The organism is Nonomuraea sp. NPDC049750, assembly GCF_040659625.1.
In the GTDB taxonomy this organism is placed as follows: domain Bacteria; phylum Actinomycetota; class Actinomycetes; order Streptosporangiales; family Streptosporangiaceae; genus Nonomuraea.
This window is the reverse complement of record NZ_JBFANB010000001.1, coordinates 667832-688933: the sequence shown is the minus strand read 5'-3', so window position 1 is coordinate 688933 and position 21102 is coordinate 667832. Positions and strand designations below refer to the sequence as shown.

The 21102-nt window shown below is 66.9% G+C and carries 25 protein-coding genes and 2 pseudogenes; 12 read left to right on the top strand and 15 right to left on the bottom strand.

The genetic code is table 11. From position 1 onward, the window contains the following. Positions 1 to 10 precede the first annotated feature (10 nt). Both AB0J16_RS03315 and AB0J16_RS03310 read right to left on the bottom strand, forming a co-directional pair. Positions 11 to 289, bottom strand: coding sequence for a hypothetical protein (locus tag AB0J16_RS03315; protein WP_358534163.1), 279 nt, complete (start codon positions 287 to 289; stop codon positions 11 to 13). A 176-nt stretch (positions 290 to 465) separates the two neighbouring features. Continuing rightward, positions 466 to 1065: a TetR/AcrR family transcriptional regulator gene (locus AB0J16_RS03310; protein ID WP_358534160.1), complete on the bottom strand. Its 600-nt coding sequence runs from the start codon at positions 1063 to 1065 to the stop codon at positions 466 to 468. A 198-nt stretch (positions 1066 to 1263) separates the two neighbouring features. Between AB0J16_RS03310 and AB0J16_RS03305 the strand changes: the two genes are divergently transcribed. Further along, positions 1264 to 2517, top strand: coding sequence for a cytochrome P450 (locus tag AB0J16_RS03305; protein WP_358534157.1), 1254 nt, complete (start codon positions 1264 to 1266; stop codon positions 2515 to 2517). A gap of 108 nt (positions 2518 to 2625) precedes the next feature. Here AB0J16_RS03305 and lgt read toward each other — a convergent pair whose 3' ends face one another. Further along, on the bottom strand, positions 2626 to 3573 hold the full coding sequence (lgt, locus tag AB0J16_RS03300) for a prolipoprotein diacylglyceryl transferase (protein WP_358534154.1): 948 nt from the start codon (positions 3571 to 3573) through the stop codon (positions 2626 to 2628). Positions 3574 to 3888: 315 nt separating this feature from the next. Between lgt and AB0J16_RS03295 the strand changes: the two genes are divergently transcribed. After that, complete coding sequence (locus AB0J16_RS03295) at positions 3889 to 4716, top strand: hypothetical protein (RefSeq protein WP_358534152.1); 828 nt, start codon at positions 3889 to 3891, stop codon at positions 4714 to 4716. Positions 4717 to 4753: 37 nt separating this feature from the next. On the opposite strand, the gene AB0J16_RS03290 is transcribed toward AB0J16_RS03295, so the two are convergent. From AB0J16_RS03290 to AB0J16_RS03275, 4 genes are all read right to left on the bottom strand, one after another. After that, positions 4754 to 5512 carry a class I SAM-dependent methyltransferase gene (locus AB0J16_RS03290; RefSeq protein ID WP_358534149.1) on the bottom strand — a complete coding sequence of 253 codons (759 nt, stop codon included), beginning with the start codon at positions 5510 to 5512 and terminating at the stop codon, positions 4754 to 4756. A 169-nt stretch (positions 5513 to 5681) separates the two neighbouring features. Further along, positions 5682 to 6869 carry a DUF6596 domain-containing protein gene (locus AB0J16_RS03285; RefSeq protein WP_358534146.1) on the bottom strand — a complete coding sequence of 396 codons (1188 nt, stop codon included), beginning with the start codon at positions 6867 to 6869 and terminating at the stop codon, positions 5682 to 5684. After that, positions 6863 to 7210 carry a YciI family protein gene (locus tag AB0J16_RS03280; protein WP_358534143.1) on the bottom strand — a complete coding sequence of 116 codons (348 nt, stop codon included), beginning with the start codon at positions 7208 to 7210 and terminating at the stop codon, positions 6863 to 6865. The genes AB0J16_RS03285 and AB0J16_RS03280 overlap by 7 nt, the downstream gene beginning before the upstream one ends. 110 nt (positions 7211 to 7320) lie before the next feature. After that, on the bottom strand, positions 7321 to 7578 hold the full coding sequence (locus tag AB0J16_RS03275) for a hypothetical protein (RefSeq protein WP_358534141.1): 258 nt from the start codon (positions 7576 to 7578) through the stop codon (positions 7321 to 7323). Positions 7579 to 8253: 675 nt separating this feature from the next. Here AB0J16_RS03275 and AB0J16_RS03270 point away from each other — a divergent pair. Beyond that, positions 8254 to 8706, top strand: coding sequence for an NUDIX domain-containing protein (locus tag AB0J16_RS03270; RefSeq protein ID WP_358534138.1), 453 nt, complete (start codon positions 8254 to 8256; stop codon positions 8704 to 8706). Between the two features lie 112 nt (positions 8707 to 8818). Here the strand turns inward: AB0J16_RS03270 and AB0J16_RS03265 are convergent, their stop codons facing one another. Beyond that, positions 8819 to 8977 carry a hypothetical protein gene (locus AB0J16_RS03265; RefSeq protein ID WP_358534136.1) on the bottom strand — a complete coding sequence of 53 codons (159 nt, stop codon included), beginning with the start codon at positions 8975 to 8977 and terminating at the stop codon, positions 8819 to 8821. On the opposite strand from AB0J16_RS03265, the gene AB0J16_RS03260 reads away from it, so the two are divergent. Beyond that, complete coding sequence (locus AB0J16_RS03260) at positions 8945 to 9133, top strand: hypothetical protein (protein ID WP_358534849.1); 189 nt, start codon at positions 8945 to 8947, stop codon at positions 9131 to 9133. The two genes, AB0J16_RS03265 and AB0J16_RS03260, sit on opposite strands and share 33 nt — an antisense overlap. 106 nt (positions 9134 to 9239) lie before the next feature. On the opposite strand, the gene AB0J16_RS03255 is transcribed toward AB0J16_RS03260, so the two are convergent. The 3 genes and pseudogenes from AB0J16_RS03255 to AB0J16_RS03245 form a co-directional block, all read right to left on the bottom strand. Next, the gene (locus tag AB0J16_RS03255; protein ID WP_358534133.1) at positions 9240 to 10079 is read right to left on the bottom strand and encodes an integrase; all 840 of its coding nucleotides are present in this window, start codon (positions 10077 to 10079) and stop codon (positions 9240 to 9242) included. A 176-nt stretch (positions 10080 to 10255) separates the two neighbouring features. Further along, entirely contained in the window at positions 10256 to 11116 is an 861-nt protein-coding gene (locus AB0J16_RS03250; protein WP_358534130.1) for a hypothetical protein, read from the bottom strand. Between the two features lie 77 nt (positions 11117 to 11193). Then, positions 11194 to 11997, bottom strand: a pseudogene (locus AB0J16_RS03245) (CU044_5270 family protein); the annotation flags it as partial. Between AB0J16_RS03245 and AB0J16_RS03240 the strand changes: the two are divergent. Both AB0J16_RS03240 and AB0J16_RS03235 read left to right on the top strand, forming a co-directional pair. Next, positions 11967 to 12128: pseudogene (locus AB0J16_RS03240) on the top strand (hypothetical protein); the annotation flags it as partial. The pseudogenes AB0J16_RS03245 and AB0J16_RS03240 sit on opposite strands and share 31 nt — an antisense overlap. A gap of 127 nt (positions 12129 to 12255) precedes the next feature. After that, a complete protein-coding gene (locus AB0J16_RS03235) occupies positions 12256 to 12987 on the top strand; it encodes a dienelactone hydrolase family protein (protein ID WP_358534127.1) in 732 nt (243 codons plus the stop codon). Positions 12988 to 13104: 117 nt separating this feature from the next. On the opposite strand, the gene AB0J16_RS03230 is transcribed toward AB0J16_RS03235, so the two are convergent. Continuing rightward, positions 13105 to 14004 (bottom strand): M23 family metallopeptidase, encoded by a 900-nt coding sequence (locus AB0J16_RS03230; RefSeq protein WP_358534124.1) that lies wholly within the window; start codon positions 14002 to 14004, stop codon positions 13105 to 13107. Positions 14005 to 14227: 223 nt separating this feature from the next. Here AB0J16_RS03230 and AB0J16_RS03225 point away from each other — a divergent pair, with 223 nt between their 5' ends. Further along, complete coding sequence (locus tag AB0J16_RS03225; protein ID WP_358534122.1) at positions 14228 to 15085, top strand: DUF72 domain-containing protein; 858 nt, start codon at positions 14228 to 14230, stop codon at positions 15083 to 15085. A 29-nt stretch (positions 15086 to 15114) separates the two neighbouring features. On the opposite strand, the gene AB0J16_RS03220 is transcribed toward AB0J16_RS03225, so the two are convergent. Continuing rightward, positions 15115 to 15369, bottom strand: a complete 255-nt coding sequence (locus AB0J16_RS03220; protein ID WP_358534119.1) for a hypothetical protein — start codon at positions 15367 to 15369, stop codon at positions 15115 to 15117. Between the two features lie 272 nt (positions 15370 to 15641). On the opposite strand from AB0J16_RS03220, the gene AB0J16_RS03215 reads away from it, so the two are divergent. Both AB0J16_RS03215 and AB0J16_RS03210 read left to right on the top strand, forming a co-directional pair. Further along, a complete protein-coding gene (locus tag AB0J16_RS03215; protein ID WP_358534116.1) occupies positions 15642 to 16370 on the top strand; it encodes a GNAT family N-acyltransferase in 729 nt (242 codons plus the stop codon). Beyond that, complete coding sequence (locus tag AB0J16_RS03210; protein ID WP_358534114.1) at positions 16367 to 17305, top strand: lysophospholipid acyltransferase family protein; 939 nt, start codon at positions 16367 to 16369, stop codon at positions 17303 to 17305. The genes AB0J16_RS03215 and AB0J16_RS03210 overlap by 4 nt, the downstream gene beginning before the upstream one ends. A 47-nt stretch (positions 17306 to 17352) precedes the next feature. Here AB0J16_RS03210 and AB0J16_RS03205 read toward each other — a convergent pair whose 3' ends face one another. Further along, the gene (locus AB0J16_RS03205; RefSeq protein WP_358534111.1) at positions 17353 to 18204 is read right to left on the bottom strand and encodes a glycerophosphodiester phosphodiesterase family protein; all 852 of its coding nucleotides are present in this window, start codon (positions 18202 to 18204) and stop codon (positions 17353 to 17355) included. Between the two features lie 358 nt (positions 18205 to 18562). Here AB0J16_RS03205 and AB0J16_RS03200 point away from each other — a divergent pair, with 358 nt between their 5' ends. The 3 genes from AB0J16_RS03200 to AB0J16_RS03190 all read left to right on the top strand — a co-directional run bounded on the left by AB0J16_RS03200 (position 18563) and on the right by AB0J16_RS03190 (position 20530). Continuing rightward, positions 18563 to 19369 (top strand): MBL fold metallo-hydrolase, encoded by an 807-nt coding sequence (locus AB0J16_RS03200; RefSeq protein WP_358534109.1) that lies wholly within the window; start codon positions 18563 to 18565, stop codon positions 19367 to 19369. A 72-nt stretch (positions 19370 to 19441) separates the two neighbouring features. Next, entirely contained in the window at positions 19442 to 20041 is a 600-nt protein-coding gene (locus AB0J16_RS03195; protein WP_358534106.1) for a PadR family transcriptional regulator, read from the top strand. Positions 20042 to 20152: 111 nt separating this feature from the next. Beyond that, positions 20153 to 20530, top strand: a complete 378-nt coding sequence (locus AB0J16_RS03190) for an SgcJ/EcaC family oxidoreductase (RefSeq protein WP_358534104.1) — start codon at positions 20153 to 20155, stop codon at positions 20528 to 20530. A gap of 170 nt (positions 20531 to 20700) precedes the next feature. On the opposite strand, the gene AB0J16_RS03185 is transcribed toward AB0J16_RS03190, so the two are convergent. Further along, positions 20701 to 21090 carry a Rieske (2Fe-2S) protein gene (locus AB0J16_RS03185; RefSeq protein ID WP_358534101.1) on the bottom strand — a complete coding sequence of 130 codons (390 nt, stop codon included), beginning with the start codon at positions 21088 to 21090 and terminating at the stop codon, positions 20701 to 20703. Between the last annotated feature and the right edge of the window lie 12 nt (positions 21091 to 21102).

Sequence of the window (21102 nt, the reverse complement as noted above, 5' to 3'; positions counted from 1 at the left end):
GCTTGCGACCTTAGCGGTCGGCGGCCTTGCCGCCCAGCAGGAGCAGCCCGCCGAAGGTGAGCGCGTAGGCGTGGATCACCCAGGTCAGGCCCACTGCGCTGAAGCCGAGTCCGGCAGCGATCTGCGGGAGTCCGACGTTCACGACCGACAGGTCCAGCGACACCATGAACTGCACGACGGCCACCGCGGCCAGGGTGAGCCCCGGCCGGCCGCCCGGGTTGCCGGCGACCCGCTCGTGCCGGGGCTTCAGCGCGAGGGGTGACGTCTCATTGTCCGTTGTCACAGGCATCCGCACTCCTTGGGAAGCGTTCTATTGACCTCAGGTCATTACTACTGACCCGAGGTCAATATGTCAACGGCCAGCAATGGCGGGTGGCAAACGCAAAGCGCATGATGCGAGCGCGGCTACGCGCGCATGACTCGCTGCCCCACGGACGGATCCGCGAGGCTTATGGGTGCCTGTTGTTACTGCTCGCTCGGCGGTCGCGCGAGCCAGCGGCGGGTGAGGTCATGTACGACCGCCAACCAGCGTTGTGGCTGCTCTCCGGCGGCGATCGCGTCCGCGGCGCTGTGGAGGACGGTGAACAGGATCGTGGCCGCGACATGCGGGTCTATCGGGCGGAATGCGCCCTCGTCCATGCCTCGGTGCAACGCCTTGGCGATGGCGGCGATGGTGGCCTGCTGCCCTTCGTTCATGGGTCCGAGCGCTGAGTTGGTGTGGAAGACCGCGGTATGGAGCCCACCCTGCCGGGCGATGGACTCGACGGCCGCCGCGCATTCGGCGTCGAGGGTAGCCCACCAGTCGATCGGCTCAGTGGATTCGGCGAGCCCTTGGAACCGGTCCACGTAGTCCTGCAGCACGCGGTTGCGTACCGCGACGAGCATCTCCTCCCAGGAGGAGAAGTAGACGTAGAACGTACCCTTCGCGGCGTCGGCTTCGGCGGTGACGGCTTGCACCCAATTGGTCACGTCCTGGCCGGAGTTCAGGAGCCGGATGGCGGCATCGATGAGTTCACCGCGCCTGGCCTCGGGAGAGAGGCGGCGCCGACTCCTGGAGGTGACCATCGCACCAGGGTAACCGACCGTCAGGGGCGCATCAGATGCCCACTTCCGGCCGCGAGCAGGGGTCGCGCCCACGAATATGCCCCAAGCCCAGCGGGTCGGGTACGCCGACCTGTCTCCCACGATCCTTGACATATTGACCTGGGGTCACTATTAATGACCCGAAGTCAATAGCAACCACGCCAAGGAGTGCAGATGCCCATGGCAACGGACAATGAGACGTCCGGCCTCCATCTGGTCAGCAAGCTTTTCGACCCCGCGTCGAGGGCCGACCCGTACCCGATCTACGCCGAGTTCCGCGCCCGTGGGCCGGTATGGATCGAGGAGATGTCCGCGTTGGTGGTGACGAGCTACCGCGACTGCGAGACGCTGCTGCGCGACCCACGGCTCAGCGCCGAACGTCGGCGCTTCTTTCAGCCCGATCAGGCAGCCGACCCGTATCCCCCGGACGCTCCGTCCTCGGTCCGGCGGCCATGGTTCCTCTCCTTGGACCCTCCCGACCACACCCGGCTGCGGCGTCTGGTCAGCAGCGCGTTCACCGCCCGGACCATCGCCCGGATGGAGGACTCCATCGCGCGACTGGTCGACGAGTGCCTCGACCGCGCGGCCGAGCGGGAGACGTTCGACGTGGTGTCGGGCCTCGCCTACTCCCTGCCGATGACGGTCATCTGCCGCATGCTCGGTGTCCCGCTGGCCGACGAGCGGCTGTTCCACCAGTGGTCCGCCCATCTCACCCGGCTGGTCGACGGCTTCCCCACCCCCGACGACCAGAACGGCGAGACCCCTGAGTGGGTCCATGGCATGGTCGACATGCACCGCTACGTCAACGAGCTCGTCGCCGACCGGCGACGGAGCCCGCGACAGGATGACCTGATCTCCGAGTTGCTCGCCGCAGAGGACGGCGGTGACGTGCTGAGCCATGACGAGCTGGTCTCCACGATCGTGCTGCTGCTGGTGGCGGGGCACGAGACGACGGTCAACCTGATCGCCAACGGCGTGCTCGCCCTGCTGCGGCACCCCAACCACCTCGCCACCCTGCGTGCCGACCCCGGCACGGCGTCCGCGGTCGTGGAGGAGATCGTGCGCTATGACCCGCCCGTTCAGCTCACCGCCAGGGTCGCCGGCCAGGACCTAAGCGTCGGGCAGGCGAAGCTGCCCGCGGGCGGCCTGGTCATCCTCCTGCTGGCTGCGGCGCACCGGGACCCGGAGGCGAACCCGAACCCGGACCGGTTCGACCCGGCTCGCGAGCAGGTGCGGCATCTGGGCTTCAGCTTGGGCCCGCACTTCTGCCTCGGCGCGCCGCTGGCCAGACTCGAAGGCCGGCTGGCGCTGACCGCGTTCGCCCGGCGTGTCCGGGAGCCCGGGCTCCTCGTCGACCCGCCGCCCTATCGGGACCACATCAACCTCCGCGGCGTCAGTGAGCTTCTCATCTCCCACGCGGGGGTGACGAGGTGAGGACCGCGCCGTAGGGGAGGCCGAGCCATCTTCGGCCAAGGTCCACGTGGTGCCACCCAAGCGCTGGTGCAAGCCGCAAGAAGCGGCGGTGACCCAGGCTCCGCGCCGTCAAGAACTTCCTGGAGCTCGGCGAGTGTCCGCCGCCGCGTCGGCCTGATCGGTCGGGTGCGCCGGCTCGGCGGCCTCCCCGCCGTCCTGCTCGTACGAGCCGTCCTGCTCGTACGAGGCCGGCACCACGATCTCTTCGGTGTCCTTGTTACGAGTCACCCAGAGATAGACCAGCGCCCCGAGGAACAGCACGATCGACGTCCACTGGTTGATCCGCAGCCCCAGGAACGTCACCGCGTGGTCCACCCCCCCAACCGGGTCGATCCGCAGCCCCTCGATCCAGAACCGCCCCAACGTGTAGCCGGCGACGTAGAGGGCGAACAGGCGGCCATGGCGGAGTGTGAACCGTCTGCCGGCCAGGATCAGCCCGAAGCCGAGCGCCACGTCCCACAGCGACTCGTACAGGAATGTCGGGTGGTAGAGCACGCCCGGCCGGCCGCCGTGCGCCTGGTCGATCTCCAGGCCCCACGGCAACGTGGTCGGACTGCCGTACAGCTCCTGGTTGAACCAGTTGCCCCAGCGGGCGATCGCCTGCCCGAACGCGATGCCGGGCGCGATCGTGTCGCCCACGGCGCCGAGGGACAGCCCCCGGCGGCGGCAGGCCAGCCACACGCCCACGCCTCCCAGAGCGACCGCGCCCCAGATGCCCAGCCCGCCTTCCCAGATGAACAGCGCCTGGTAGGGCTCTTTGATCGCGCGCGGGCCGAAGTAGATCTGCCAGTCGACGATGACGTGGTAGAGGCGGCCGCCGATCAGGCCGAAGATCACCGCAGGAACCGCGATATCGCTGATCGTGCCTTTCTCGCCGCCCCGGGCACGCCAGCGGCGCTCGCTCAGCCAGACGCCGACGGCGATTCCGACAATGAAGCACAATGCGTAGGCCCGGATCGGAATGAATCCAAGATGCCAGACCCCTTGAGAAGGGCTGGGAATCAAGGCGAGAGGCATGCCGGTGACGCTAGCGGATTTGAGCTCACTTGGCCGCATACGTGACCTGATTGTGCATTGCTACGGCATGAGCGCTTCGCGCTCGCTCGGCCATCGCGGGGCCTCACCAGCGCGCTGCCGTCCTGGAGAGGTCCGGCAGCCCTGACTCGCAAGTACGGGAGCGGGCGCAAGGCCTACCTCGCCCGCCTTTATCGAGGGCTATCGCCACCACTTGGGTTCACCGGTCTACACAGGATCGTTACAGGGAATCCCTTATATCGCCAACGCCACCCTCTTACTCTTTTCCCTGCTATATCCTCCCAAGCAAGGACACTGATGAAGCTCTTATTCGCAGGCCTCGTGGCAACGGCAGCGACCGTGTGCGCGGTGGCCGCACCCGCTCAGGCGGCATCCGTCGCATCCGTGCAGGCCGCTCCAGTGGACCCGGTGAAAGCCCTGAAGGCCCAGCTGGCCCCGGGCAAGGGCGTAAAAATCACCGAATCAAGCAGCATTACCGTTGATTTCACCACCAACGACCAGGCTATGCAGGTACGGGTGAACACCCGCACGGCCGGCACCCTGGCTTTCGGCAAGGGCAATGTAGCGGCTGCCGACCTCCGTGTCCGTATGTCCTCACGCCAGCAAGGGCCCAACCCTCCCTACCGGGTCATCGCTGAGGGCAGAAACGCCTACGTGACCAACGCCGGCATCGCCAAGGCGCTGCCTTCCGGCCGTTCCTGGATCCAGTCGAAGGCCAGCGGGCAGGAAAATTCCGTCCTCGGCATGGGCGTCACCTCAGCAGAACTTCAGTACATGGTGAAAAACGCATCAGAAGTGGCGACCGGCGAATATCAGGGCACCGCCAAACTCACTGACTTCCGGCACGACAAGTCCGCCGGGGAAGGCAACGTCGAGTTCCACCTGTACTTCGATCAACACAACCTGCTCACCCGCACGGTCGTCGACACGACGGCCTACCCGGACGACGACAGCACGGCCTACGACCAGATGGTCTTCCACACCGATACCAAGTATTCGGGCTGGGGCGCCAAGGTGAAGATCACCGCACCGGCGGCCGGCAAGGTCATCAGCGAGAAGAAGCTCAACACGAAGACCCGCAAGGCCGCCATAAAGGCTGGCTATCCAGAGAGCGGTCCCTTCTAAATCAGCGCCGTAACCAGCGCCGTAACTAGCGCCGTAACTAGCGCCGTTCGAGCGTGAGCAGCGGCTCAGCGAACACCGGTGCTGGTGCGTCGGGATTCGCGGCAACCGCCTCCTCCAGGCGGCGGAAGCCGGCCTCCAGCTCGTCCGGACTGAGTTGAGCGAAGAACGAAAGGGTGCGCAGGCGCAGCCGTTGAAGCATGTCACCGAGGGTGCCGACGGACGGCTCGGTAACCGTGCCGAAGCTGGCAACGCGCCAGCCGTCCGACGTGAACATCTCGATGACCTCGTGCAGCGGCTGAAACAGCGCGGCGTCCGCCGCGAAGCCGCAGGGGAAGTGCTCCAGCCACCACGGCCTGGGATGGTGGTCGCTGAAATTCGCGCGCAGTAGCAGCCGCCCGCCCGGCCTGAGCACCCTGGCCAGTTCCCGGGCCGCCTGCGGTTTGTCCTGGACGTGATGCCAGGACAAGAACATGAGAACGTAGTCGGCACTGGCGGACGGCACCGGCATGTCCTCGGCGGAGCCCGCCAGATATCGCACGTCGGGATGCGGAGACTGCGCCTGTGCTATCTCGCGCATGCGGACCGACGGCTCGACGCCAGTGACCGGCCCGAACGCTCGCGCCAGCGCGGGGGTGAACCTGCCGGTCCCCGCGCCGACGTCCAGCCCCACCAGCGGACGCCCCTCGGGCAGCACCGCTGCGAAGGCACTGATCCATGTCTGCTGCTGCCGCTCGGTAAGCGCACGGCCACGCGCGTAGTCCTGGTACTGCTCGGTGTCGTAGTCGATCCGCCTCATCGCCGCTCCCGCGTCAGCCGGGCCACGGCGAACCATCGACCCGATATATCGAGTGGATACATCGGCACGATATGCGGTGTCGCGTCATGCCACAAGTGGGGGCATGACGGTCAGGCACAGGCTTCGCCCGGCGAAGCCGGCTGGGATGTGGACTGTTCTCGACTGGGGACTAACCCGAGCCTGTCCCGCCTGCCAGTTCCGTGAGCCGGCGTTCGAGGAAGCGCCGTTCGGCGCCGTCATCGGTGAGTTGTCTCGCACGTCGATAGGCGTCACGCGCCTCGTCGGTACGCCCGAGGCGTCGCAAGAGTTCGGCCCTGGTCGAGTGCAGGTAGCGGAAGTCGTCGAGCCCCAGTTGGTCGACGACGCGCAGACCGGCCTCGGGGCCTTCGGTCTCGGCGACGGCGATGGCGCGGTTGAGCTCCACGATGGGCGAGCCGGTCACGCGGGCGAGCCGGCCGTACAGGGCCGCGATCTGCGCCCAGTCGCACGGCGTCTCGGCGTGCAACGAGGCGATGGCGGCCTGCAGGACATAGGGCCCGCGGCCGCGTAGGGCGAGCGCCCGGTCGAGCTCGGCGCGTCCAGCGGCGAGCTGCTCGATGTTCCACCGTGACCGGTCCTGATCGCCGAGCAGTACGAGCTCGCCGTCGCGGAACCGCGCCTCGCGACGGGAGTCGTGCAAGAGCATCATCGCCAGCAGCCCGTGAACCTCGGGGTCGTCCGGAAGTAGTTCGGCCAGCGCGCGCCCCAACCAGATCGCCTCCGCCGCGAGCTCGTCGCGGCCACCATAGCCCTCGTTGAAGACCAGGTAGACGACGGCGAGAACGGCGTCGAGACGCTCGCGGAGCAGGTGAACCGGTGGCACGCGAAACGGGATCCCCGCTGCTTTGATTTTGCGTTTGGCCCGCACCAGCCGCTGCGCCATGGTGCGCTCCGGTACGAGGAAGGCGCGGGCGATCTCGTCGGTGGTGAGCCCGCCGAGGGTGCGCAGGGTGAGCGCTACCTGCGCCTCGATGGCGAGCGCCGGGTGACAGCAGGTGAAGATGAGTTCCAGGCGCTCGTCGGGAAACGTCGTGGCGTCCATCGGCATCTCCGCACGATCGCCGGCGACGAGCAGGCCGAATTTGGTGGTGAGGGCCCGGTCGCGGCGGATGCGGTCCGTCGCTCGGTTCCGAGCCGTCGTCATCAGCCAGGCGCGCGGGTTGCTGGGGACGCCGTCGCGTGGCCACCGGTCGGCGGCGACGGCGAACGCCTCCTGCGCGGCCTCCTCGGCGATGTCGAAGTCGCCGAGAAAGCCGATCAAGGTGGCCAGGACGCGGCCCCACTCCTCGCGGAAGACCTGTTCGAGCGTGGCTACCAATACACCTCCGAGGGGCGGATCTCGATGGCGCCACCGTAGCGCGCTGCGGGGTGGCGGGCGGCCACCTCGATAGCCGCGTCGAGGTTGTCGGCCTCCAGGATGAACCAGCCGCCGACGGCCTCCTTCATCCCGACGAACGGGCCGTCCGTTGTCAGAGGCTTGCCGCCTTCGACCCGCACGGTGGTCGCGTTCTCGGGCAGGCCCATCGGCACCCCGGGGGTGACGCCCGGCGTCCGATTGAACCCTTGGTAGTCGGCGTAGACCTGCTTCTGCTCCTCCTCGGACAACGCGGCCTGTCCCTCAAGCGCGGTGCCCTGAAAGATCAGCATGACGTACTTCATCGTTTCCTCCTCGTTGCTACCAGGTTGGTCGCGCAGTAAGACGAACGGCGAGTCACGAAATCGACAGGTCGGCACTGGAAATCTGACGCGACCGTGATCAGGCGTCGGGGTCAGGGAGTGGTGAGGTGGGCGCGGATGGCGGCGGCGCCGGATTCGGAGAGCCGGTCGGTGAGGGTACGCAGTCCGGGGTGGATGACGCGCAGCGACTCGATGTCGGCGGGCCATCGGTGACCGGTGTGCCAGTGTTTCCTGATCTCGGCGATGCACGGCACCGGCACCATGCCGTGGCTGATCGCCGGGGCGCGGGCGCTGGCCGATCTCCTGCCCACCGCGACCCCGCGCGCCGTACCGGGCGAGAACCACGGCACGGACCGCCGACCATGGGCGCAGTGCTGTGGCTCGAGCTTTTAACTTTCTGCACAAAGAGGATTTGAACAATACCGCAGCCCATTCGCCGCAGGCAGGGTGTCATATCCGCACTTCGCACAAGGATAGGAGCCGCTCGGCAATGCATAGTTTTGCCGAGAAGAGAGCATATTGCTCGCCTGCGGGAGAGCGTAAGCCGGGCCCTCGAACTCTCGCTCTTGCCTAATTTCCCGTGTGACGTTCCCTTCCCGATACGTCTCGACACGGACCTCCCTGAGCTTCACAGTGGTCGACTCGTAGCGCACCGCATGAGTCCAGGGTCCCCGCGCAATGTCCGCTGGAACCTGGTGAACGTACTGATCTTGCGCATGCGCCCCGTGGACCGCCCTCACGATCATCATAATGATCACACTGGCCACTAGAATGATCATTGCGATGAGAAGAGAAGCCATGAGCGGATGACGGGTGGCGATGCTCGTGATAGTTGACCAGACCCCAGACATAACACTCCCCCCTGGGGTGTCGTTGTCCCACATGGGACAACGAAAAGTAATTACCACGCAAACTTGGTTCCATGCGTGGCGATCACTCACGAATTGATAACCTCGCCTTCAGTCGATTTCGACCAATTTGTCCTATTCACATGCTAGTTGTAATGAGTGGGTCTCGATAATCCGATGGATCATTACAACGCGCAGCACTCCGTCAGCGTGGCAGGCGTGATCATCGACGACCATGGCCGCGCACTTCTTACCCAGCGCAGAGACAACGGCCGCTGGGAAGCACCCGGCGGAGTCCTGGAGCGCGACGAGGATGTCACCAGTGGCCTGCTCCGGGAGATCTATGAAGAGACTGGCCTGCGGGTCGAGCCTGTAACCCTGACCGGCGTCTACAAGAACATGACGCGTGGCATCGTCGCCCTGGTCTTTCGCTGCAAGGTCATCGGCGGCCGGCTCACCGAGACGGACGAGACCCGCGCCTTCCGCTGGGTCACCGCGGACGAGGTTCAAGAACTCGCATCCGAGGCATTCGCCATCCGCGTTCTCGACGCCATGCGTCACGACCAAGCGCCGGCTATCCGCAGCCATGACGGTGTTCACCTACTGGGGGCGTCGCAGCCTCATGAGTGACTTGCCGAATTGCGTAGTCCCCGCAGTCGCAATGGACTCGGCCGATCACTTCGGCTCTTCATGGCCGCGCTCACCTGCTATCGCCGGCCAATGGCGCGGACAATGTCTGCGATCAAGTGCCCTGAAAAGACCGATCGTTAAGCGCTTCGCCAGGCGTCGGAGATACAGGATTCCTCTCGGGTATCGGCAGGACCCGAACTGTGCAATTGCCCGACGCTTCTACCCGCTCACAGGACCAGTGACGACCGTCGTCGTCGGTGATGAAGCGCACCACGTCGCCCTCGGCGAGCTCGTCCTGCAGGAATGGGATGTTCGCAAAATCATCGAACCCTTGAAGGAGGCAGTTTTTCCGTGGGTGGATTCAGCGAGTTTCTGGCTGCTCGATCGAGTCTCAGGCCGCGCGAGCATGTGGTGCCCGGCACGCTGAGGCTGAGCGAAGAAGACCTTGCTCAACTGGGTAGGCGCACGCGGCCTGGGTGAGCGCGCGCATCGCCCGGCGCGTTTGCTGCCTCCCGGACGAACCGTTCCGAAGGTCAGAGTCGCCAGTAGACGGCGGTGGCGTCGTCGTGTGCCTTGCCGCGTGGCCAGCGGGCGCCGTGGGGGTCGGTGCGTTCGGCCGTACGGACCTGGTTGATGAGTCCGGCGGGACCGTCGTCTTCCAGGATGTTCAGGAGGCGTCGCCAGCTGGCGAGCTCGAAGCAGTCGACCAGGCGCGATGCCCCATCGCTGAGCAGCGCGGCAGCTCGTACCGCGTCCGTGGGAACGCTGCCGGTGAGAGAGTGTTCGGCGGCCAGGGGGTCGGTGGAGGCGACCCAGTAGCCTCCGTCCCGGTTGCGGTGCTGGAGCTGGGCTTCCACCGAACCAAGGCGTGCCTGCTCGTGCTCCGTGGAGCCGGTGGGCAGGGTGTCCAGGTGCGTTCGCAGGGTCGCCGTGACATCAGCCAGACGATCATCGCTGACCACCATGGGTTCCGCGGTGGCGTTCAGGTCCAGGACGAGGATGGAGTCCGCCAGCACCAGCCAGTCCAGGGACTCCGTTGTCCGGCGGAGTAAGAGCACGGTTGCCGCGGGTGATCCGGGATGGGCGAGGTCGCAGGTCGAGGAGTGCAGAGAGGAGACGGTCTCGATGCCGTTGGCCAACACCTCGGCCAACGGGCGGTCGTCGGACGTCAGCGTGGAGAGCGTCGTCAGCGTGGAGAGTAAGGACGAGCCGAGCATGCGCGTGTACCAGGCCACGGTGTGGACGCATCCGGTCGGCAGGCGTGCGGGATAGCCGGCGCCGTCCAGAACGACCACCGCGTCAGGGGTCGCGCCGACGAAGTCTTCGTTCTCCCGGTTGAGACCACCCACCTCAGTGGCGAAGGCCAGGCTCACGCTGGTCAGCTCTCCTCATGTCGGTGCGGCGGACTTGCCGACTCAGCGTACGGCGACGACAGCAGGTGCCGCTCGCGCGTCGCGAGCGGCACCTGCTCCGTTACGGCTTGCTCAGACGGCTATGGCCTGCTTCAGACGGCGCGGCCCCCGTCGGAAGCGCCGTCAAGAGCTCCCCGTCAGACGGTCCCCTCCCGGCCGATCCCCTCCCGGCCGAACTCCAGAGTGATCCGTGAGTTGATCTCCTGGGCCTTGGGGGAGTAAGCGGGGTAGAACTCCTTTCCGCACGCCAGGTCCTTCAGTGCCGCCTTGATCTCCTTGTCCAGGTACGGCTTGGCCTCCTCCGGCTTGAGCTTCGGCTTCAGGACGAGGGTCTTGCCCTTGGGCACCTTGGGCAGCGGGTCCTTCCAGGTCTTCTTGGCGAACTCCGTGACCTGCTGCCAGTACGTCCTGCGGCCCAGACCGTTCAGTGCGGTCGGCCTGGTCTCGCTGACTCCCAGGCACTTGGCGAACTGCTTGCCCAGCTGCGCGAGCCGCATGTCCTTGTCGAGGACGCTCAGCTCCTTCTTCAGCGTGGCTTCGAGCTGATTCCAGTAGTCGTCCTGGGAGGTGACGGTCTTGCCCAGCACCTCCTTGGCCGCCTCGGAGAAGCAGGCGTCGTCGGCGGCGCGCCACTTCTTCAGCCCGTCGGCCGAGAGCGACATCATCGTCTTGTTGTTCGGGTTGTCGGGGAAGGTGGGGTTGACCACCTCGTCCTTCGGGAAGGCGTTCTCGGCCCAGACGCCGAAGCCGTATTTGGCCCGATACGTCCGCAGCGCCTTGAGGTCACCCTGAAGCCGCTCCCACTCCCCGGGCTGCCACTTGTGCTTGGGCATCGGGATGGCCAGGTAGTCGAAGCCCTTCTCCGTCATGCAGGCGACACGCTTCGCCTCCACTTTGGTCTGCAGCTCGTACGCGGCATCGGCCCCCGAAGGCGGTGATGTGAGCGTGCCGAACGAGCCGACGAGCACGGTGGCCGCGATGGCCTTGGCGATGAGCACGGGTTGTTCTCCTTGCTTGATATGAGGACATGCGAAACAGAACTTCCGGCCGAAAAGGCCGGATCGGGGGGAAAGTCTCAGCAGGGGATCTTCATGTGGGACGCCTTCGGCGACACCTCGGGCAGCCCGCGTACGAGATCGGCGGCGAGCACGGCGGTGCCTTGCGTCGCGCCCTTCCTTTCGGTGATCTCGTCGGTGGGCACCTTTCTGTCCCTGGTGTTGACCGTGCGTTCGCCCAGGTAGCTATAGGTTTCCCGGTCGAAGATCAGCTCGGACCGGGTGCCGTTGCCCTCGTCCATGGCGACGGCCAGGCCGGGGCGGCCGGCGGCGTCCACGGCGTCGCCGATGAGCACGATGCCGCCCAGTCCAGCGGCGACCTGGTACAGCGCGGCGCCCAGGCTGGGCCGTACCACGGACTCGCGGACCAACTCCTGGAGGGAGCGCCAGATGCGCAGCGGCTCCTCGCCAGTGTCGGCCACGATCTTCGCGCGTACCTGGGCGGGGTCCGTCGGCCAGGTGCCCAGCCGCGCGTACTCCGGCTGGCCGGGACAGGCCCCTGGCTCGTACACGATGTCCGTGACGCCGTGGTCCCAGTAATTCCGGGGCGCCGGACCCGTGGCCGACAGGCCCTGCGTACGGCTCAGCCAGGGCTTGCCCACGTCGGCCGCCTCCCAGCGCTCCTCGTTGACCAGCACCTTGGTGTACTGCGTCTTCCCCGATCGGTCCTTGGTGTACAGGCTGCGCTGGGCCAGGATCTTGGTGTGGACGTACTGGCCGCGGGGCGGCAGCATGTCAGGCTGGTCGGCGGCGGCCCGCGCGGCCAGGTTGAGCAGCGCCTTGGCGTCGGCGGGTGGCGCCGCGACCAGAGACCCCGCGACCCCTCGACCGGAACCCGATAGCGGGTCCGGTGCTCGCGGGCGAGCTGATCTACCTTGTGACGCCCGAAGGCGAGGTGAGCGCCCACGACGTGCGCACCGGTGAGCCGCGCTGGCGTCACGAGCTCGGCAGCTCCGTTGTCTCGGCCGTCCGAACGGACGATGAGGATATGTTCACCGAGGAGATCAGCCCCATTCTGCCCGGCGACGGGGTGCTCTACGTACGCCCGGGCACTCCATCGTGGCGCTCTCCAAGGAGTACTCATGAGACAAAACGCGCGCATTCCGTTGCCCGACGGCGACTCACTGGCGGCGACGGTGGCGCTGCCCGAGGGGACCGCGCCCGTGGCCGGATGGCCGGGGGTGGTGGTCGTGCACGAAATCTACGGTGTCGAACCGGACATGCTTGAGGTGGTGGACCTGTTCGCCGAGCGTGGGTACGCGGCGGTCCTGCCTGATCTGTACAGCCACGGGACCAGGGTCGGGTGCCTGGCGCGGGCTATGCACCAGCTCGCGACCGGTAAGCCCGGTCGGCCGACGGCCGACATTGACGCGACCCGGCGGTGGCTGGCCGGTCGTGAAGACGTCGACGGTGCTCGGCTGGGTGTGATCGGGTTCTGCATGGGGGGCGGGTTCGCTCTGGCGTATGCGGCGGGCGCGCCGCCCGGTGTGCGGGCCGCATCGGTGAATTATGGGGCGGTTCCCCGGCATCAGGAGGAGCTGCGGTCGGTGTGTCCGGTCGTGGGGTCCTACGGTGGCCGCGACCAAGGGTTTCGGTCGCACGGCAGGCGGCTGCAGGAGCATATGGCGGCGCTCGGCATCAAGCACGACGTCGAGATCCATCCGGCCGCCGGGCATTCCTTCATGACCGACGGTCATCATCCCATCGCGAAACTCGCGCTGTTTCCATTGCGTCATGGTCTCGTCCGCTCAGCGGCGGACGACGCGTGGCAGCGTACGTTCGACTTCTTCAACCAACACGTGGCTGGCGAATAGCTCGAAATCGCTAAAGAAGAGAAGCGCCCGGTTGGCACCATTTGACGGCAAAGGCCACCACCCATGAGTGGGTGGTGGCCTTCGAGGTCGTGCTTCTTTATCGCACTGTTCTAAGGGCTAATCGCAGTGCTCGAAGCCGCTGGTGTACGAGCTGCTGCCGACCGAGCCGCCCCACTTGACGCACTTTCCGGGCGCGCTGCGTTTGACCGGTCCCGCGTAATAGTCGTAGCTGCCCGAGTCGGTCGTCCGGCTTTCCCCTTCCGGTTCCAGGAAGGCCGACACCGCCGACGCCGTGCCGAGGCTCGTCGTCTTCAACGTCGCGACGCAGTTGTAGCCGTTACCTGAGTTGTAGAGCAGGTAGGTGCGACCGCCAGTGAGAGCGGCGGAGTCGATGACCGAGTAGCCGCTGCCGCAGACCTCCTCGGCGGTGTAGGGGTTGCCACCGCAGGCGTTGGTGCTCGTGACGGCCTTCTTCTGGCCCAAGGACACGGTCACGCCGTCCACGGTCGGGCTGGTGTCCATCGCGCCGCTGGAGGTTCGCTGTTCATAGTGCAGGTGGGGAGCGTTGGCGCCGCCCGTCGAGCCGACGGTCCCGATCGTGGTGCCCTGGCCGACGCTCAGTGAGCTGCCGGCCGCCTTCACCATGGTCGCGAGGTGGGCGTACCGGGTTCTGGTGCCGTCACTGTGCTGGATCTCTATCCACTTGCCATAACTCGTGCTTCCCGCGTCGTAGAAGTACGCGGTGCCCGCGGCGGTGGCGCGTACGGTCTCACCGTTGATGTCGTCGCCGCCGTAGTCCTGCCAGTCGATGGAGCCCGATGGGTTGTGGGTGGGGGTCCAGTTGTTGGCGTAGAAGGTCTTCCCACAGTTGAACGGGCTCTTGTGGGACACGGCCATGACACTGCTGTCCTGCGCTGAGGCGGCTTGGGGAATCAGCGCTGTCGCGAGAGTGAGCGTCAGGGCGGTGATCGTGGTTCTGAGGGTCTTGGGCCAGGTCGGCTTGCCAGTTGTGGGCATGCTTGCCTCTCTGAACGAGTCGTATGGGGGGATACGGTTAGGCGCCCAGGTCCTGATGTCGGTGAGCCTCGTGGTGACAGAGCTGCGTCGGGAGGGTCGATCATGAAGATAACTCTGAAAGTTCTTTTCATCAATCTCTGCGACATGAAATTTTGCGGCTGTTCCGCTTGAGGTGGCGCATTCGATTTAGGCGACGCAGCCGCCCCCGGGTAGCGTCGAGGCCATGCGGCTTCATGTGGGATGCGCGATGTGGACGCACGTGTCCTGGCAGGGGCGCTTCCTGCCTCACCCGCTTCCTCCGGGCGAACGCCTGCGGGCCTACGCCACTTGGTGCAACGCGGTGGAGGGCAACACGACGTTCTACGCGACACCGGCGCGCACCACCGTGGAGTCGTGGGCCCGGCAGACCGACCCCGACTTCCGCTTCGTGGTCAAGCTGCCCAAGTCGATCACGCACGAGCGCCGCCTTACCGGCCCAGGCGCCGACGAGGAGTTGCGCGCATTTCTGACGGCGATCGAGCCGCTCGAATCGCGGGCCCACGCCCTCTGGGTCCAATTGCCGGGGTCATTCGCACCCACCGACCTGGGCACCCTGGCGGGCTTTCTCCGTGGCCTGCCTCCTTCGTACAGATACGCCGTCGAAGTGCGTCACCGGGCGTTCTTCGATGACGCGCGGTCAGTACGGCTGCTCGAAGGCGTGCTCGCCCGCGCCGGTGCCGAATGGGTGCCGTTCGACACCACCACCCTTTTCCACAGCCCTCCGACCAGCGACGCCGAACGAGACGCCTGGACGAAGAAGCCGCGCGTGCCGCGCCGGTCGACGGCTCTCACCGACCGTCCGATCGTGCGTTACCTCGGCCGGGATGCCACCGAACGTACGGTCGAGGGCTGGCAGGAGTGGGTCGCCACGGTCGCCGAATGGCTGCGGGAAGGCCGCTCGCCGACGGTGTTCGTGCACACCCCCGACAACGCCGACGCGCTGACTCTCGCCCGCCGGTTTCACGACGAGGTACGGGCCAGGGTGCCCGAGGTCGAGCCGCTCCCCGAACCCATGCCGAGCGAGCCACTGACCCTGTTCTGAGCGCGACCCCATCTGTCCCGATGGCAAACCTATATGGATTTCACCCACGAACGAGCCTTGGCCATGGGCATCGCGAGCTCGTCCTGCACGAGACGTACCGCTTCGTCCTCGTCGCCACGCACCTTGAGCTGGCGCACGCGACCAGTGATGTCCATGGCCCTCATCGGGTCTGTGTACTTGTGTATGCGCCGCTGCCGCATGACCTTGACCAGCTGCAAGACCCAATAGATGAGGAAGCTGAGAAAGAGTCCGGCGAAGATGAGAGAAATCACCGTTTCTAGCACGGATTGATCTTAGGATGCGGCCGCCGCCTCCCACGGAGTCCACACGGGGGGTTCGCCCAGCTCGCACGTAAGCTTTGCCTTTTGACGGGGCAGCACAGCGGGCGGCCGACCTGCCGACTCCCCGCTCTCGACCGCCGGAGTCCTGACCCCTCGACCGTGGTCGTCTACGAGGTTCACCACGCGGACGCCTCGCTGCCCCCGATGGGAGACGCATCCGTCATTTCGGCATGTCGACATGGTCGCGAGACGCTTTCAGGGAAGGACGCCCGCCCATGACGATCTCTCTCACCGGCCGCCCCACAACCGGCCGCTACACAGTCGGCATGGCCACGAGCGCTGCCGACGTACAGGCCGCGCAACGGCTTCGCCACGAGGTCTTCGTCGAGGAGATGGGGGCGCGGCTCGACAGCCCGATCTCCGGTCTCGACGCGGACAGGTTCGACGCGTACTGCGACCACCTCCTGGTCCGCTACGACGACAAAGTGGTCGGCACCTACCGGTTGCTCCCTCCGGGACGTACGGACCGGCTGTACTCCGACGCCGAATTCGATCTCCGCAACCTGGCCGTCCTCAGGCGGGACCTGGTCGAAGCGGGCCGCACCTGCGTACATCCCGATCACCGCGTCGGCACGGTGATCGGCCTGATGTGGGCGGGCATCGCGCGCTACATGGTGAACGGCGGCCACAGGTGGCTGGCGGGTTGCTGCTCGGTACCCCTCGACGACGGGGGCGCGGTCGCGGCCGGTGTCGTCGAGCGGGTGCCGCTGGGCCCGGCGGAGTACCGCGTAACGCCGCGCGACCCGTGGCGGATCAAGGGCGCCGCCCGTTCCGACCGGTTCGTACCGCCTGCGCTGCTCCGCGGCTACCTGCGGCTGGGCTCCTGGGTATGCGGGGCGCCCGCGCATGACCGTGACTTCGGCACCGCCGACTTCTTCGTCCTGCTCTCGATGACCAACGTCAACGCCCGCTACTTGCGGCACTTCCTGGGAGAGCCGCAGTGACCATCAGCGCGGCCGGCCCGGTGGAGATCAACCCGTGGCTCCGCATGGGCCCGTGCACTCCCGACGCCTGTGTGGAGCCCCCGGCCGCGCTCGCCGGTCCCGTCCATCGCGTGGCGCGGCTCCTCGCGGCCGTCCTCGTGCTGCTCGCGGGCCTTTCGATCGCCCTGGCGACTCGCCGAGCCGGTACGGCCTGGCGGGCGGAGATCACGAAGACGTGGGCGCGACTGCTGCTGCGGGCGCTCGGCATCAGAGTCAGAACCATGGTCGGCGTCGCCTTCTACACCGAACCACAGCCCACGCCAACCACACCAAGCGCGCCGACCGCACCAAGCGCGCCGACCGCACCAAGCGCGCCAACCGTCATGGGCGAGGGGGGCGCGCTTCTCGTGGCCAACCATGTCTCCTGGCTCGACCCGCTGGTCATGGCGGCCACGGTGCCGTCACGGCCGCTGGCGAAGCGGGAGATCGGCCAATGGGCGCTCATCCGTACGCTGGCCGCGGGCTCGGGCGCGCTGTTCATCGACAGGGAACGGCTCTCCGCCCTGCCATCGGCCGTCGCCACGGTCGCGAACGCCCTCAGAGCGGGCGACACCGTGATCGCGTTCCCCGAGGGCACGACGTGGTGCGGGCGTGGGATGGGGGAGTTCCGGCCGGCCGTGTTCCAGGCGGCGATCGACGCGGGCTCCGCCGTACGCCCGGCCACACTGCGCTACCGCGAGGGAGACTCGACGTCGACCCGCGGCTGCTTCGTCGGAGACGACTCGCTTCTAGCCTCCCTCCTGCGGGTGACCGCGACCCGCCACCTGGTCGCCGAGGTCACCCTCTTCGCTCCCATACGGCTCGCTCACACCGGGCAGCGGCGGCACGAGGCGCGCGCCACGCTGGCGAGGATCGCCGAGGCCCAGGTACGCGTCGGCGTCGTCGAGCAGCCATGAAGCCAGAGTTGCCCGTCGTCACAGGACGACGGGCAACCCGGAGCGTCCTATCGAGCCAGAGACATGAGCGTGTCCGGCTTGTTGGTGATGATGCCGTCCACTTCATAGCCGATCAGCCGACGCATGACGTCGGGGTCGTCCACCGTCCAGGCGAAGACCGCCATCCCCAGGCTGTGGACGCGCCGCACGTACTGCTCGGTGATGTTGCCGTACGGCGGGTTGATGTGGGTGGCGTACGCCGCCACCTTCGGCAGGTCCGCCATAGCCGGCGTGCCGAGCAGGCCGATGGGCACCTGGGGCATGGCGCGGTGGAACGTACGCATCGAGGCCCAGTTGAACGACTGCACGACCAGCCGACCGGAGCTCAGCCACGAGGCGTCGCCCCGCAGCTCGTCGGCCACTCGCTTCTCGATGCCCGGGTAGAGCTCCGGCGCCTTGATCTCCAGGAGCAGACTGAGACCGCTGCCGTCCATCTCGCTCAGGGTCTCTCCGAGGGTCGGTACGGGCTCGCCGTCGTACTTGGCGGCGAACCACGAGCCCGCGTCCAGCCGCTTGATCTCCGCGAGCGTGAAGTCGCCGACCCGCCAGGGCGCCCGGTCGGGGAAGACCTTCTCGACGTCCGTGGTGCGGGACAGTGTCGTGTCGTGCATCAGGATGAGCTTGTGGTCCTTGGTCTCCTGTACGTCGAGCTCGAACGCGTCTGCGCCCAGCTTGTCGGCCAGCTGGAACGCGGTGATGGTGTTCTCGGGCGCGTCCGCGGAGGCTCCGCGATGCGCGACGACCGTGACCTGGGGGGCTTCGAAGTAGATCGCCGATGACGGGGTGGCGGTCGCTGTGGGGGCTACGGTGGCGAGGGCGGCGAGGGACGTGGCGATGATGGCTCCGAGTCGGGGGAACATGGGGGCTCCTCTGGCTTGGGAAGGCAGCCGACAAACCGAACTTGACAACCACGTGTGACGCGGAGTTGAGGGGAGAGCAACCCACTGATGCCAGGCAGATGAGCATTGAGGGCACCGGCTGTCCGGTCAGCCGCCCCCGCCCACGACGCGTTCCTGACGCTCCGCTGATCGCCCTATGTCATCGGTCGAGCACGTGTCGTAACGAAGCGTTCCCCGTTCAACGGCCCGCCACGCGCGGCCGTACTATCCCCGAGCCGGTGCGGATCTTCGGTGTAGATCACGACCTGAAACCCATATGGCCTGTTGCGATCGTAAGTAGAGTTCTCGCAGGGTCCCACGGGAGATTCAGGATCGAGCGATGAACGAGCAGTGGCGGGAAATCGGCGACCGGGTCTATGTCCGGCGCCATGAGTCCTTCGACATGAACGTCGGCCTGATCGTCGGTGACGACCACTGCCTGGTGCTCGACACCCGCGTGTCCCACCGGGAGGCCGCCGACCTGATCGAGGCGATCAGGCGGATAACCACCAGCCCGTGGACGGTCGTCAACACCCACTCCCACTTCGACCACTACTTCGGCAACGCGCTGTTCCTGCCGGGCGAGATCTGGGGTCACTCCAGGTGCGCCGAGGAGATCGAGCTGTACGGCGAGCAGCAGCGGGCCAAGTGGATCGAGCGCCTGCCCGACGACCGGCGGGCGGAGCTGGAAGAGGTGGAGATCGTGGCGCCCGACCACACGTTCACCTCGACGGCCACGCTCGACATTGGCGGCCGGATCGTCCACCTGAATCACTTCGGCCTCGGCCACAGCAGCAACGACATCGTCGCGCACGTACCCGACGCCGGGGTGGTGTTCGCCGGAGACCTGATCGAAGAGGGCGCCCCGCCGGCCTTCGGCGACTCCTACCCGCTCGACTGGCCCGCCACGGTCGCCACGATGCTGACCGAGCTGCCCGAGCGGGTGATCGTGCCGGGACACGGCGCGGTGGTCGACCGCGCCTTCGCCATCGCCCAGCAGGCCGAGCTGGTCGCCGTGGCGGAGCTCGCCACGCGGGCGCACGTGGAGGGCCTGCGTGACCTGATCACCCGGTTCCCCTACCCGGAGGACGTCGCCAGGCAGGCCATCGAACGGGCCTTCCTGCAGCTCGACAGCCAACTGGCCTGACCGCCGCGCACCAGGCTGGACAGCCGTACTGTCGTTTTCTATAGTGCATATTGCAATATAGAAGGAGGCATCATGGCACGACGCCACGACCTGGTCGGGCTGACCGTGCTCGCCATGCTCTCGGTACGTGCCAGCCACCCCTACGAGCTGCACCGCTTCATCGTCGACACGCACAAGGACTACGTGACCGGGCTGCCGCGCAGCCTCTACCACGCGGTCGAACGGCTGGCGAAGGACGAGCTGATCGTGCCGGCGAAGACCGACCGCGAAGGCCGCCGGCCCGAGCGGACGGTCTACGAGATCACCGAGGAGGGCCGCCAGGAGCTGGCGACGAGGCTGCGCAGGACGCTGGAGCAGCCGGATGCCGACCGGCGCACGCTGGTGGCCGCAGTCTCCCTGATCGGCGCGTTGCAGGTGCCCGACGCCAAGCGGGCGCTGCGCACGCGTACGGCCTCCATCGAGGGGACGATCAGCGGCATCGAGGCGCACCGGCGGGCGATGACGGAAAGCGGCCTGCCGGAGCTCCTCATGCTCGAGATGGAGTGCGAGCAGGCTCTCTACACGGCCGAGCTGGCCTGGTTGCGCAGCGTGCTCGACCGGCTGGACAAGGGCGCGCTCGACTGGTCGGGCACGGTCAAGCAGTCGCTGATGGAGCAAGTGCTGGAAAGTTGAGTGGCCGCCGGGGTGCGCCAACACCCCAGCGGCCGGAAATCCGAACAAGGCGCCTGCCCTGTCCAGGACTCGCAGTCTCAGGATAGGCGCCGCGACAACAGGAGCAGTGCCATGTCCACTGAGATCAGAGACCTCCTCACCAGGCTCACCGCAGCCTGGAACTCCGGCGACGCGGCGGCCTACGCCGCGCTGTTCACCGAGGACGCCGACTACATCACCTTCTTCGGCCTGCACCTTCAGGGCCGGGAGGCCATCGAGGTCGCCCACCGGCAGCTCTTCCAGAGCCCGATCAAGCTGACCGGAGGTGGCGGCGAGCCCATCGTCAAGCCGCTGGGCGACGGCGTCGCGCTGGTGATCTCCGGTGGCGGTTCGACCGTAGACGGGCGGCCCGATCCGAGCCGCGACTCGATCGTCACCTTCACCGCCGTCAGCACCCCCGGCGGCTGGCGCTTCGCCTCGTTCCAGAACACCCGGGTGCGCACGCCATGAGGAAGTCCCTGCTCGTCGAGGTGTAGGAGAGGACTTGGGGTGCTCCGTGCACCTCACTTAGGCTGCGGCCCACCTGAGCGTCGACGCCGACGACCCCACGGGAGCCGTCGGCGTCTACGCCAGAGCCGGGTTCGAGATCTACCGGCGCGCCACGATGTACTCGCTGCCGATCACGCCAGCCTGATCTTGCCCTTCACCAGCTTGATCTTCTTCTTGGCGAGCGGACGCTTGGCCGGACCGCGCACCACCGCACCCGTCAGGGCGCTGAACTGGCTGCCGTGGCACGGACAGTGGATCTTGCCACCGCTTACGCTCGCCACCGTGCAGCCCTGATGGGTGCAGATGGCGCTGAAGCACTTGAAGACGCCCTTCGACGGATGGGTGATCACGTACTTGCCACTAACGATCTTGCCTTTGCCGACCGGGATGCTCTTGGCGCTGGCCAGGACCGGACCGGCGGCCTCCTCTTCGGCCTCGGCGGGTCGCGCCCACAGGAAAACGGCTCCTGCTGCGCCTGCGGCGGCGCCACCTCGGGTGATCAGTGCACGGCGTGTGAGCATGATTGCCTCCTT